Origin of the sequence: Herbaspirillum sp. C7C8, assembly GCF_022627875.1 — a bacterium.
Lineage (GTDB): Bacteria > Pseudomonadota > Gammaproteobacteria > Burkholderiales > Burkholderiaceae_D > Herbaspirillum.
This window is the reverse complement of record NZ_JABXGG010000010.1, coordinates 151777-165126: the sequence shown is the minus strand read 5'-3', so window position 1 is coordinate 165126 and position 13350 is coordinate 151777. Positions and strand designations below refer to the sequence as shown.

General features: G+C 66.8%; 11 protein-coding genes. All 11 read left to right on the top strand.

The features are described from left to right. The first annotated feature begins 84 nt into the window (after positions 1–84). The 11 genes from HWE01_RS13755 to HWE01_RS13705 are packed head-to-tail and all read left to right on the top strand — an operon-like array spanning position 85 to position 13346. Positions 85–300, top strand: a complete 216-nt coding sequence (locus HWE01_RS13755) for a CbtB domain-containing protein (protein WP_175343865.1) — start codon at positions 85–87, stop codon at positions 298–300. A gap of 10 nt (positions 301–310) precedes the next feature. Beyond that, positions 311–1063, top strand: coding sequence for a CbtA family protein (locus HWE01_RS13750; protein WP_241822095.1), 753 nt, complete (start codon positions 311–313; stop codon positions 1061–1063). A gap of 37 nt (positions 1064–1100) precedes the next feature. Then, a complete protein-coding gene (locus tag HWE01_RS13745) occupies positions 1101–1442 on the top strand; it encodes a (2Fe-2S) ferredoxin domain-containing protein (RefSeq protein WP_008329527.1) in 342 nt (113 codons plus the stop codon). After that, complete coding sequence (locus HWE01_RS13740) at positions 1435–5547, top strand: cobaltochelatase subunit CobN (protein ID WP_241822094.1); 4113 nt, start codon at positions 1435–1437, stop codon at positions 5545–5547. The genes HWE01_RS13745 and HWE01_RS13740 overlap by 8 nt, the downstream gene beginning before the upstream one ends. Continuing rightward, positions 5544–7520: a putative cobaltochelatase gene (locus tag HWE01_RS13735; RefSeq protein ID WP_241822093.1), complete on the top strand. Its 1977-nt coding sequence runs from the start codon at positions 5544–5546 to the stop codon at positions 7518–7520. Before HWE01_RS13740 ends, HWE01_RS13735 begins: the two co-directional genes overlap by 4 nt. Positions 7521–7531: 11 nt before the next feature. Next, a complete protein-coding gene (locus HWE01_RS13730; RefSeq protein ID WP_241822092.1) occupies positions 7532–8254 on the top strand; it encodes a cobalt-precorrin-7 (C(5))-methyltransferase in 723 nt (240 codons plus the stop codon). Then, positions 8251–9828, top strand: a complete 1578-nt coding sequence (locus tag HWE01_RS13725) for a precorrin-8X methylmutase (RefSeq protein WP_241822091.1) — start codon at positions 8251–8253, stop codon at positions 9826–9828. Before HWE01_RS13730 ends, HWE01_RS13725 begins: the two co-directional genes overlap by 4 nt. Beyond that, positions 9828–11018, top strand: a complete 1191-nt coding sequence (gene cbiD, locus HWE01_RS13720) for a cobalt-precorrin-5B (C(1))-methyltransferase CbiD (protein WP_241822090.1) — start codon at positions 9828–9830, stop codon at positions 11016–11018. Before HWE01_RS13725 ends, cbiD begins: the two co-directional genes overlap by 1 nt. After that, positions 11015–11773: a precorrin-2 C(20)-methyltransferase gene (gene cobI, locus HWE01_RS13715; RefSeq protein WP_241822089.1), complete on the top strand. Its 759-nt coding sequence runs from the start codon at positions 11015–11017 to the stop codon at positions 11771–11773. The genes cbiD and cobI overlap by 4 nt, the downstream gene beginning before the upstream one ends. Further along, positions 11770–12546, top strand: a complete 777-nt coding sequence (cobM, locus tag HWE01_RS13710; protein ID WP_008329515.1) for a precorrin-4 C(11)-methyltransferase — start codon at positions 11770–11772, stop codon at positions 12544–12546. The genes cobI and cobM overlap by 4 nt, the downstream gene beginning before the upstream one ends. Then, on the top strand, positions 12543–13346 hold the full coding sequence (locus tag HWE01_RS13705) for a cobalamin biosynthesis protein (protein ID WP_241822088.1): 804 nt from the start codon (positions 12543–12545) through the stop codon (positions 13344–13346). Before cobM ends, HWE01_RS13705 begins: the two co-directional genes overlap by 4 nt. Positions 13347–13350: the final 4 nt, after the last annotated feature.

Here is a 13350-nt window from a genome sequence, read left to right as displayed (position 1 = left end):
GGCGCCGTCGGTGCACGGCGGGATGTGGCATGGGCGCTCGCCGTGTGGCTTCCTTCGTTTCATCCACCTGCCCAAGGAAAGCGCATGTCCACTCCCTCCGGTCTCAATGCCCGCAGCACCGCCGACTCTTCCACTTCCAGCCGCACCGGCAGCCAGGTCTGGCGTGACCGCATCGCGCCGTCGCTGCTGGCCTTCGCGCTGGGCGTGGCGCTGATCTACGGCGCCGGCTTCGCCTCCCGCGTCGAGCTGCACAATGCCGCCCACGATGGCCGCCACTCGGCCGGTTTCCCCTGCCACTGAGGAGCGGATCATGAACTGGACGGTGTTTCGGCGCATGGCGTCGGCGGTGGTGGTGGCAGGGGCCTTGTCGGGCTTGCTGCTGTCGGGGGTGCAGCAATTCCAGGTGGAAAAGCTCATCCTCAAGGCCGAGCAATATGAAAAGGCCGGCGAAGCGACGGCCTCCGCAGCCCATGACCCTGGCGGCGAACCCGCTACCCAGGCGGGTGCGCACGACCATGCCCATGTCGGTGCCGATGAGCACAGCCACCATCACGACGCCCAAGCCTGGGAGCCCGCCGACGGTGCCGAACGCACCGCCTACACCGTGCTGGCCAACGTCAGCATGGCGGTCGGTTTTGCGCTGATGCTGGTGGCGGCCTTTGCCCTGAGCGGACGCCAGATCAGCTGGCGCAGCGGTCTGCTGTGGGGTCTGGCCGGTTATGGCGTGTTCTTCGTGGCGCCTTCGCTGGGCTTGCCGCCGGAAGTGCCTGGTACGCTGGCCGCGCCCCTGCAGGCGCGTCAGCTCTGGTGGGTGATGACCGCCGCCATGACGGCCGCCAGCCTGGGTCTGTTCGTCTTCACCCGGGGCTGGCCGGGCAAGCTGATCGGCGTGTTGCTGCTGGTGGCACCGCACTTCATCGGGGCGCCGCAACCGGAAGTGCACGGCAGCGTGGCGCCGGAAGAACTGGCGCAAGCCTTCATCGGCGCCACTGCGGCGGCCAATGCCGTGTTCTGGCTGGCGCTGGGCGGCCTGAGCGGTTTCTTCTATCGCCGCTTCGGCTGATGGGTCCGGTCCGTCGGGGAAAGAAAGCAAGCAAGCCATGAGAACTCATCATCGTCACGTGCTCATGTGCGTGGGTCCGCGTTGTACCGACAATGGCGTGCTGGCCGAAGCCATGTTCGGCGTGTTGGGCGAGCAGATCGACGCCCGCCCCGCGCTGTGCGTCAAGCGCACCCGAACCCACTGCATGGTGGCCTGCAAGGCGCAGGCGCCGGTGCTGGTGGTCTATCCCGAGGGGGTCTGGTACCGCTGCGAGGATGCCAGCGCCATCGAGCGCGTCGTAGTGGAGCACCTGGAAGGCGGTCGCGAGGTGAGCGAGCTCATCTTCCATCGCCTGGGCAGCGGCGACGTGCTGCCGCAACCGGAGTCCGGCGATGTCTGAACCCTTGCCCCGCATCGTCCTGCTGACCCACGCCCCGACCGACCTGGCCCTGCTGGCGGCGGCGCGCAGCCAGTTGCCGCCCGACTTTGCGCCACTGGCGGGGCATGATCTGCAGGCCCTGCAATCCCGTACCGACGAGCAAGGCCAGCCCCTGCGCACGCTGGCCACGCTGCTGCGTTCGGAGCTGGCCAGCGCGCAGGTGATCGTGCTGCGGGTGCTGGGCAGGCTGGGTGCGGTGAGCGGTGTGGGCGAATTGTTGCGGGTCGCGCGTGCGCAAGGGCGTCACCTGATCCTGCTCTCCGGCACCGGCGAACCCGATGCCGAACTGGCGGCAGCCTCCACCGTCGCAGCGGACGTGCAGCAGCAGGCACTGGCCTACTTCAACGGTGGCGGCAGCGTCAATCTGGCGCAACTGTTGCGCTACCTGTCGGATCGCCTGCTCTTGAGCGGCTATGGCTATGAGCCTGCGCAAGCCTTGCCGGAACACGGCCTCTACCATCCTGATCTGGAACAGGATGCCAGCCTCGATGACTGGCTGGCCCTGCGCGCCAGCGCACCCGCAGGCAAGCCCGCCGTGGGCATCATCTTCTACCGCGCGCACTGGCTCTCGGGCAATACCGCCTTCATCGATGCACTGGTCGCGGCGCTGGAGGCGCGCGGCATGGATGTGCTGCCGGTCTTCACTTCCTCGCTGCGGGTGTCTGCTCATCGTGGCGCGGACCTGCCGCCCGCGCTGGCGTATTTCGTCCGGGGCCGGGTCGACCTGATCATCAATACCACCAGCTTCGCCATGGGGGAGATCACGGCAGGCGGGGTCACACCAGCCGGCTGGTCGGTGTCGGTGCTGGAACAGCTGGACCGCCCGGTGCTGCAAGCCATCACCAGCGGCATGACGCAAGACCAGTGGCAGCATTCCACGCGCGGCATGAACCCGCTGGATGCCGCCATGAATGTGGTCTTGCCGGAATTCGATGGCCGCATCATCGGCGTACCGCTGTCCTTCAAGCACACCACGGACAGTGGCGTGGTGCAGTACCAGGCCCTGCCGGACCGCGTGCGCCGCCTCGCCGGTCTGGCGCAGCGGCTGGTGCGGCTGCGCTGCACGCCCAATGCGCAAAAGCGCATCGCCTTCATCTTCACCAATTCCAGCAGCAAGGCCGCGCAGATCGGCAATGCCGTCGGGCTGGATGCGCCCGAGTCGCTCATGGCCGTGCTGCGCGCACTGGCTGCTGACGGCTATGCCATCGGCGAACTGCCCGCGACCGGCACGGCCCTGATCCACGAACTGGTGGACCGTTGCTCCTACGACGATATCCTCCTCACCGAAGACCAGTTGCGGCGCGCCGCCGCGCGCATTCCGGCCGCGCGTTACGCGCAGTGGTTCGCCGCCTTGCCCGCGGCCTTGCAGATGCGCATGCAGCGCCAGTGGGGCGCCGCACCCGGCCAGGCTTATGTTCACGATCAGCACCTGGTCATTGCCGGCCTGGACCTGGGCAACGCCTTCGTGGCCCTGCAACCGCCGCGCGGCTACGGCATGGACCCGGACGCCATCTACCACCAGCCCGACCTGCCGCCCACGCATCACTACTACGCCCTGTACCGCTGGCTGGATGAAGAATGGGGCGCCGATGCCATCGTCCACGTCGGCAAGCACGGCACGCTGGAGTGGTTGCCGGGCAAGGGCGTGGGATTGTCTGAAGAATGTTTCCCGGATGCCCTGCTGGGTGACGTGCCGCTGTTCTATCCCTTCATCATCAACGACCCCGGCGAAGGCTCGCAGGCCAAGCGCCGCGCCCACGCCGTGGTGGTGGATCACCTGACCCCACCGATGACCACCGCCGACAGCTACGGCGCGCTGGCCCAGCTGACGCAGCTGGTGGACGAGTATTACCAGGTCGAGGTGCTCGATCCTGCCAAGCTGCCGTTGTTGCAGCAGCAGATCTGGGAGCTGGTGCGACAGACCAATCTGGAGTCGGACCTGCAATACAAGCTGCTTCATCACGATCATGACCACGATCATGACCACGGCCATGCTCACCATCATCATGGACATCACCACCATGATGACCACCATCATCCGCACGACCACGCCCACGAAGACGGCACCTTGCCCCATGCCCTCACCGAACTGGACGGTGCCGGTGTGGCGCACCTGATCGAGGATCTCGATGGCTACCTGTGCGAACTGGGCGCAGCCCAGATCCGTGACGGCCTGCACATCCTCGGCCGCATGCCCGATGCAGCGCAGCTGCCCGACATGCTGGTGGCGCTCACGCGCCTGCCCAACCAGGACTTGCCGGGCCTGCAGGAAGAGGTGGCGCGCCTCTTCGGCCTGTCGCTGGACATGCTGCTGGAGCACAAGGGACGGCGCCTCAACATCGATGACGCCCTCGCGCGCACTGCCGGTCGCGCCATCGTCACCCGTGCCGATGCGCTCGAAGCCATCGACGCACTGTGCCTGTCGCTGATGCAGTCGCTGCAGCAGCAAGACTTTGCCGTGCAGGCCATCGATGGCGTGATCCAGTCGCTGCTGGCGCCCTTGTTCACCGCGCCCGTCGAAGAAAAACCGCGCCTGCAACCCACCCTGCAAAAGAGTGCAGGCAGCGTGCTGGGCGGCATGCGCGCCATGGCGCGACCGCTTGCCCCGCAAAAACGTGCCGCACCGGTAGCGACGATCAAGCCGACCGATACCCGCGCCCTGGGCCGCATCCTCGCCTTCACCTGCGAACAACTGGTGCCGCGTCTGCAACGCACCCACGAAGAAATCGGCAACCTGCTCAACGGCCTGCGCGGTGGCTACATCCCGGCCGGTCCCAGTGGATCGCCTACGCGCGGCATGGCGCACATCCTGCCCACCGGCCGCAATTTCTATTCGGTCGACCCGCGCAGCGTGCCCTCGCAATCGGCCTGGCGCGTGGGCCAGCAACTGGCGCGCGAAGTGCTGCAGCGTCACCACCGCGAAAGCGGCGACTATCCCGAGAGCGTGGCCATCAGCATCTGGGGCACCAGCGCCATGCGCACCCACGGTGATGACGTGGCGCAGATCCTCTCGCTGATGGGCGCGCGCCCGGTCTGGCGCGAGGGCAACCGGCAGGTCGCCGGTGTCGAGCTGGTCCCGCTGGAGCAATTGCAGCGCCCGCGCATCGACGTCACCACGCGCATCAGCGGCTTCTTCCGCGATGCTTTCCCGCAACTGATCGAACTGATCGACGATGCCGTGCAGCTTGCCATTGCCGCCGATGAACCGGAAGACATGAACTTCGTGCGCAAGCATTACCTGCGCGACCTGCAGCAGGCCATGCAAAGCGGACTGGGTCAGGCCGAAGCCGCTGCCCAGGCGTCCTATCGCGTCTTCGGCGCCAAGCCGGGCAGCTACGGCGCCGGCATCCTGCCCCTGATTCAGGAAAAGAACTGGCAGGACCAGGCCGACTTCGCCGAGGCCTACATCAACTGGGGCGGCTACGCCTATGGTCGCAAGGTGCAGGGCACCGACCAGCGCGAGGCATTCCGCCAGCGCCTCTCCGCCGTGCAGGTCGCCTTGCACAATCAGGACAACCGCGAGCACGACCTCTTCGACAGCGACGACTACCTGCAATACCACGGCGGCATGATCGCGACCATCCGCGCCTTGTCCGGCCAGCAGCCGCGCCATTACTTCGGCGACAGCCACGACCCGCAGCGCGCTGCCGTGCGTGACCTCAAGGAAGAGACCCTGCGCGTCTTCCGTGCCCGCGTGGTCAATCCCAAGTGGCTGGCCAGCATCCGCCGACACGGCTACAAGGGTGGACTGGAACTGACGGCCACCGTCGATTACCTGTTCGGCTACGACGCCACCGCGCAGGTGCTGGAAGACTGGATGTACCAGCAACTGGCCGAGAGCTATGGCTTCGATCCGGCCATGCGCGAGTTCCTGGAACAGGCCAATCCCTGGGCCCAGAACGCCATCGCCGAGCGCTTGCTGGAAGCCGCCAGCCGTGGCATGTGGCAAACACCGGCGGTACAGACACTCGAACAGTTGCGCACACTCTACCTGCACAGTGAAGCCCTGCTGGAAGCCCGCGGCGAGACCGTGCGCGGCAGCGAACATACCAAGGACATGCAATGAGCGCAGCAGTCAACGGCCCCGCGTCTTATCCCTTTGCCGCCATCGTCGGCCAGCCGCTGCTGAAGCAGGCGCTGCTGCTGTGCGCAGTCGATCCGTCCATCGGTGGCGTGCTGGTGCGCGGTGACAAGGGCAGCGCCAAGAGTACCGCCGCACGGGGTCTGACCCAGGTGTTGCCGGCCATCACCCTGGCCGAGGGCTGTGCCTTCCACTGCGCGCCCGGTCAGCCGGCTACTGCCTGTACAGTGTGCAATACAGCACCAGTACACTTTCCGGCCACCGTCCCCTTCGTGAACCTGCCACTGGGGGCCACCGAAGACCGCGTACTCGGTTCGCTCGATCTGCAACAGGCCCTGCAAGGCGGCCAGCGTGCGTTCCAGCCGGGCCTGCTGGCGGCGGCCCATCGCGGCATCCTCTACATCGATGAAGTCAATCTGTTGGCCGATCACCTGGTGGACGTGCTGTTGGACGTGGCGGCCATGGGGGTGAATTCGGTGCAGCGCGAGGGGCTGTCCATCAGTCACCCGGCACGCTTCACGCTGATCGGCACCATGAATCTGGAAGAGGGCGACTTGCGGCCGCAACTACTGGACCGCTTTGGCCTCATGGTGGAAGTGAGCGCACCGACCGACAAGACCGTACGCGCCGAGGTGGTGCGCCGGCGCATCGCCTTCGAATCCGATCCCGCCGCCTTTGCCGAACGCTGGCAGTCGCAGCAGGACGCCTTGCGCCTCCAGGTCGCCGAGGCGCAAGGTCTGCTGGCCGAGGTGGTGCTGGACGATCCCATGCTGGAACTGAGCAGCCATCTCTGCTGCGAGTTCGAGGTGGCCAGCCTGCGCGCCGACATCGTCATGCACAAGGCCGCGCGCGCCATCGCGGCCTTGCAGGCGCGCACGCGTGTCACCCCGGACGATGTGCGCGCGGCCGCCTTGCTGGTGCTGCCGCATCGCCGCCGTCGCAAGCCCTTCGAGCAAAGCGGCATGGATGAGGACAAGCTCGATGAACTGGTCGACCAGGCGCGCCAGCCTGAACCGCCACAACAGCAAGGTTGCGGTGACGCGTCGCCGGATCATGAACCGGCCGAGCCGCCGCCGTCTGAAGATGCTTCGCAAGAACAGCAAGGCGAGGGTGGTCAACAGACCTTCGCCATCGCCGCCCCCGGAACGGCCCGCAAGATCAGCGTCGCCGCCACGGCCCGGGCATCGGCCAACGTGGCCAGCGGCCGCCGCAGTGCCGTGGCCGATGCCAGCCGGGGCAGCGCCGTGCGCGCCGTACCGGACGCCAATCCGGACCGGCTGGCCATCGGTGCCACCCTGCGCAGCGCTGCCGTCCGCGGCGCCCTGGCCGGTGAGACAGGCGAGCCACTGAGCATCACCCGCGCCGACCTGCATCGTCAGGTCCGCAGCGGACGCGGCGCCAACCTGATCGTCTTCGTCGTGGATGCCTCCGGTTCCATGGCCGCACAGCGCCGCATGGAAGCAGTCAAGGGTGCGGTCCTGGCCTTGCTGACCGATGCCTACCAGCGCCGTGATCAACTGGCCGTGATCGCCTTCCGAGGCGAGCAGGCGCAATTGCTGCTGGCCCCGACCCGCAGCGCCGACCTGGCCGAGCAGGGCCTGCGCGAACTGCCCACCGGGGGCCGCACACCGCTGCCGCATGCGCTGCAACTGGCGGCGCAGATGCTGCAACAACAGATGCAGGAAGCACCGCCCCTGCTGGTGATCCTGTCCGACGGCAAGGCCAACGTCAGCCTGCCCGGCAGCAGCGGCGACCCCTGGAGCGAAACCCTGCAGGTCGCACAGACCCTGGCTGCGCAAGGCGTGCCCGCGCTGGTGCTCGATACCGAATCCGGCTACCTGCGCCTGGGCCGCGCGGCGCAACTGGCCGAGGCGCTGGGTGCGCCCTGCCTGACCCTGGAACAACTGACCGGCGACGCCCTGGCGTTGACCGTGCGCGCGCAACTGGGCGCGCGCTGAAAGGAAAGAACATGATCATCTGCATCGGCGCCGGTCCCGGCGACCATTCCTACCTGACCCTGCGCGGCGCGGACCTGATCCGCAATGCCGACGTGGTGGCCGGCTTCAATGCCGTGGTCGATGTGGTCAAGGACCTCATCCCCGCCAGCGCGCAAGTGGTGCTGATGGGTTACCGCGATCAGGTTGCCAGGCTCGACGAAGTCGCCGCCCTGCATCACGCCGGCAAGCGCTGCGTGGTGGTCTTCATGGGCGATATCCACTTCAGCGGCTTCCAGTATCTGGAACGGGTGGAGCGCGCCTGTGGCCATCGCGTGGAAACCCTGCCGGGCATTTCCTCGGCCCAGATCCTCGCCTCCAGGGCGCGTGTGTGCTTTGATGAAACAACGTTCATCACCTTCCACCGGCGCGGCGATCTGGAGCCCTTCAAGCGCCATCTGGTGAACGTCTTGAACGATGGACGCAATGCCATCGTCATCCCCTGTCCGTGGGATGCGGCGCGCTCCTTCATGCCGCGTCACATCGCCACCTATTTGCTGCAACAAGGGGTCAGCCCGGACCATCCCGCGGAAGTCTGGGAAAACCTCACCCGGGGCGACGCCGAATGGCATGGCAAGCTGTCCGACTGTGCCGACCAGGAATTCAGCGACATGAGCATCATGCTCATCCGCACGCTCACGCCCATGGCCAGCCAGATCGAACCACCGCCGCAAGCAGCCAGCGGAGCCACGGCATGAACAGCCCGAGCAAGTCAGCCGTGGTGATCGCCGGCCACGGCAGTCGCGATCCCGATGCCCTGCGCGAATTCGAGGCGCTGGTGGCGCTGGTGCGTGAACGCGCCGAGGGACGCATCGTGCGCCATGGCTATCTGGAATTTGCCGCGCCCACCATCTCGGAGGCTGCCGCCGCCTGCGTGGCCGAGGGCGCCACCGACGTGGCCGTGGTACCCGGTGTGCTGCTGGGGGCGCGTCATGCCAAGAACGACATGCCAGCCGAACTGCTGGCGCTGGCGCGGGATTATCCGCAGGTCGATTTCCATTTCGGCGCGCCCATGGATCTGCATCCGCTGCTGCTGCAACTGGTACAGCAGCGCGTGGTGGAAGCCGAGGCCGGTTCTGAAGAAATCATCCATCGCCAGGATGCCTGTCTGGTGCTGGTCGGGCGCGGTACCACCGATCCCGATGCCAATGGCGAGATCGCCAAGCTGGCGCGCATGGTGCAGGAGGGCATGGGCTTTGGCGGCGTCAAAGTCTGCTTCTCGGGCACGGCCACGCCGCTGGTGCGGGATGGCCTCTCGCAGGCTGCCGGTGAAGGCTGGCAGCGGCTGGTGGTGCTGCCGTTCTTCCTCTTCGATGGTGTGCTGGTCAAGCGCATCTATGCCGCCGCCGACGAGCTGATGCTGCGCGAGCCAGGTGTGGAAGTGCTCAAGGCCGCTTATCTGGGCGTGCATGCGCACGTGGCCGATGTCATGCTGGAACGCGCCCGCGATGCCGCCGAAGGCCGCGCCGCGATGAACTGCACGCTCTGCAAGTACCGGGTGCAGATCGTCGGTTTCGAGCAGCAGGTCGGCGAGCCGCAGCGGGCACATCACTTGCAGGTGCGCGATCTTTCTGCGCGCGAGCAGCAGGCCCCGGCCGTCACGGGCACCGCCCCTTACGTAGCGCATCCCATCGAAGCCGAGAGCATGGAAATCATCCAGGCCGGGCGCGACTGGGGCGGCTTCCCGCCCGAGCAGCTGACCGTCTTGCAGCGCCTGGTCCATACCAGCGGCGACTTCGCCGTGGCCGATGAAATCTATTTTTCCGCTGGTGCGGTTCAGGCCGGGATGAAAGCACTGCTGCGCACCAAGCGAGTCGTCACTGATGTGACCATGGTGCAAACCGGTCTCAAGCGCGCGGTGCTGCAACAGCTGGGCGTAGAGACATGGTGCGGCGTACATGATCCCGAATCGCACCTGATGGCCCGGAACCTGGGCATGACGCGCTCGGCGGCGGGGATTCGCCGTGCCTGGCAGAAGTTCGGCAATGACCTGGTGCTGGCCATCGGCGATGCACCCACCGCCATCACCGAGGCGGTACGCCTGATCCGCGAGCACGGCTGGCGTCCGCAACTGGTGATCGGCTTGCCGGTCGGTTTCGTCGGCACGCGCGAGAGCAAGGAAGAACTGCGTCGCTGCCTGCAGGTGCCGCGCATCACCAACAGCGGCACGCGCGGTGGTTCGCCCTGGGCGGCCAGCGTGGTCAATGCCCTGATGATCGATGCCATCGCCTGGCTGGTCGCCCAGGAAGCGCAGAGCGAAAGTGTGCAGTAATGGACGCGCCCCCCGAGCTGCAACGGGCCGAGTATGACCTCGCCGTACTCGCCCCCAATGGCTTGCGTCGTGGCCGCAGCACCGGCAGTTGCGCGACCGCCGCGGTACGCGCCGCACTCTATCGCCTGCTGGGCGGCATGAGCGTGCAGCACGCCGAAGTCAGCCTGCCGGATGGACTGCATTATCTGAGCGTACCAATCAAGACGGTCACGCTGATCGATGCCGATACCGCCCAGGCCGAGGTACTCAAGGATGGCGGAGACGATCCCGACAATACGCACGGCGCGACCATCGTGGCACAGGTGCGGCGCAATGCGGCAGGGGAGATCCGTTTCTTTGCGGGCCAGGGCGTGGGCACGGCCACCATGCCGGGCTTGCGCGTGGCCGTCGGTGAACCCGCCATCAACCCGGTGCCGCGCGCCATGATGCGGGCCGCCGTGGCAGAGGTGCTGGCGGAGTTGCAGTCGGGCGAACCGGCCTGCGGTTTTGATCTGACCATCGGTTGCCGCGAGGGCCTCGCCATTGCGCCCAAGACCTTCAATCCCAAGCTGGGTATCGTCGGCGGCATTTCCATCCTGGGTACCTCGGGCATCGTAGAACCGATGTCCATGGCCTCCTGGATCGCCTCCATCGAGGTCTACATCCGCGTGGCCCTGGCCGCCTGTGCGCCGGGGGATACGGTGGCCTACCTGCCGGGCAAGATCGGCCGCGTCTTCGTGGCGCAGACACTGGGCCTGCCGGACAAGCGCAGCGTGCAGATCGCCAATTTCCTGGGCGATGCGCTGGACTTCACCCAGAAGGCGCTGGCCGAGGAGGGCAGGACACTGCCGCTGCTGTGGCTGGCCGGGCATCCCGGCAAGCTGGCCAAGGTATTGGATGGGGTGTGGGATACGCATTCCAGCAAGAGCAACATGGCCATGCAGGGCGTGGCCCGCGTGGCTGAAGAAATGAATACGGCAGGGCAGGGCGTGCTGTTTGACGCCGCCCTGCTGCAGCAAATGAAGGAAGCCAATACGGTGGAAGCAATCATCACGCTGGTCCGCCAGCAGGACGTCGGACTGTCGCGCCGCCTTTGGCGCGAGATCGAAACCCGCATCGCCGTGCTTGCCCATGCGCGCGTGCCGGCAGTGCAACGCATCGAAGTGCGCCTGTTCGACCTCGATGGAGAGCAACTGGGGGCAGGCGCATGAGCGGGCGTCTGACCGGCATCGGTGTCGGCCCCGGCCCCGCAGGCTACCTGCCGCTGGCAGCCATCGCTGCGCTGCGCAGTGCCGACCTGATCTACATTCCGCGCGCACGCGGGGCCGACCTGTCGGTGGCCCTGCAATGCCTGGAAGGCGTGGAGTTCGACCGCAGCCGTCTGTGCGAGATCGAGTTCAACATGGACCCGGATCGTCAGGTCCTGCAGGAACATTACGCCCGGCTCGGCCAGCAGTTGTCCGAACAATTGCGGCAGGGCCTGCAGGTGGTCTACCTCACCATCGGTGATGCACTGACCTATTCCACTTATGGCTACGTACTGGCCGCCGTGCGCGATCTCTATCCCGAGTGCGACTGCGTGACCTTGCCAGGCATCACCAGTTATGCCGCTGCTGCCGCCGCGCTGGAATGGCCGCTGGGCGTGGGCAAGGAGCGCACGCTGATCCTGCCTTGCCCGGAAGATGCGGCGACCCTGCAGGCCGAGATCGAGAGCCACGACATCGTGGTGCTGATGAAGGTCGGCGCGCGCCTGCCCTGGGTGCTGGCGCTGCTGCGCGAGATGGACATTGCGCAGCATTGCGGCTTTGCCCGTCGCATCGGGCTGGATGGCGAAGTGCTGGTCAGCGACCTCACCACGCTGGATGCGGCAGAGGCGAGCGGCTACCTGGCCGTGCTGCTGATCCGCAAGACGGCGCAGGCGCAACGTCACCGCGCGCCGCAAGCATCATCGAAAGGAAATCCATGAAAGTCTATTTCGTCGGCGCCGGTCCTGGTGCAGCCGACCTCATCACCCTGCGCGGTGCACGCCTGCTGGGCCAGGTGCGTATGGTGCTGTACGCCGGTTCGCTGGTGCCCACCGCCTTGCTGGAACATTGCCACCCCGAGGCCGAGATTGTCGACACCGCCGCACTCGATCTGGAGCAGCAGCAGGCCTGCTACGTGCGTGCGCAGCAACAGGGTATCGACGTGGTGCGCCTGCATTCGGGCGACCCGGCGATCTACGGGGCGACGGCGGAACAGATGCGGCGGCTCGATGCCCTGGGCATCGCCTATGAAGTGGTGCCGGGCGTGTCGTCCTTCACCGCTGCGGCGGCCGCCGTGTCGGCTGAACTGACCAAGCCGGAAGTGTCGCAGAGCGTGATTCTGACCCGTGTCTCGGGCCGTGCCTCGGCGGTGCCCGAATCGGAATCGATTGCCTCGCTGGCCGCGCACCGGGCGACCATGTGCATCTTCCTGTCCGGGCCGCACCTGAAGAAGATCGTCACCGACCTGCTGCTGCACTATCCCCCCGAGACGCCCGTCACGCTGGTCTATCGCGCCACCTGGCCGGAGCAGCGCGTCTATCAGGGCCGGCTCGACAAGGTGCTGGAAGAGAACAAGCGCGGGGAGTGGAATCTCACCACCATGATGCTGGTCGGTGCCGCGCTGAACAAGGAGCAGGTGGCCGAATCCAGTCTGTACTCCAAGGACTTCACGCACCTCTTCCGCGTGGTCAAGAAGAACAAGGATGCCGCATGAATCCGCCCGTCGTCCCGGCAGACCTGGGCCTGTGGCCCGTGCGCGCCGAGGCGGTGGCACTGGCCATGCACTTGCAGGACTGCCTGGGCGGTGAACTCTACCGCCCCTGGCTTCATGCAGAGGGCGGCCTGTCGCAGCGCCAGCAGTTTGCTCTGGCCTACCGCCGCCACCGGCAGTGGATCATGATTGGTGCGACCGGCATTGCCGTGCGCTTCCTCGACGGCCTGCCGCAGGACAAGCACCGGGATCCCGCCCTGGTGGTGCTGGATGAGGCGGGACGTTTTGCCATCCCCTTGTTGGCAGGGCATGAAGGCGGTGCCAACAGCCTGGCCTATCGCGTGGCCCAGATCACGGGCGCGCAGCCGGTGGTGACCACCGCGACCGAAGCCGTCAAGCCGCTGGTGCTGGGCATCGGCTGCCGCAAGCTGGCCTCGGCCGAGCAGATCGGTCGTGCCGTCGCGCAGGCACTGGCACAGTGCCCCGGTGCCGCGCTGTCCCAGGTGCGCGAAGTGGCCACCATCGATATCAAGGCCGGGGAACCCGGCCTGCTGGCCTTTTGCGCCACGCATGGCTTGCCCTTGCGCGTGATCGCGCGCCAGCAGATCGCCCAGCGCGCCTGGGTGGGCAAGCCCTCGGACTGGGTGCGCCAGAACGTGGGCGTGGAGGGCGTGTGCGAGCCGGCGGCGTTGATCGCCAGTCCGCGTGGACGGCTGTTGCTGGGCAAGAGCGCGCTGGAGGGCGTGACCGTGGCCATCGTCGACGATGGCGATGGCTGGCGCAGTTTCATGGAAAATCCGTAAATCA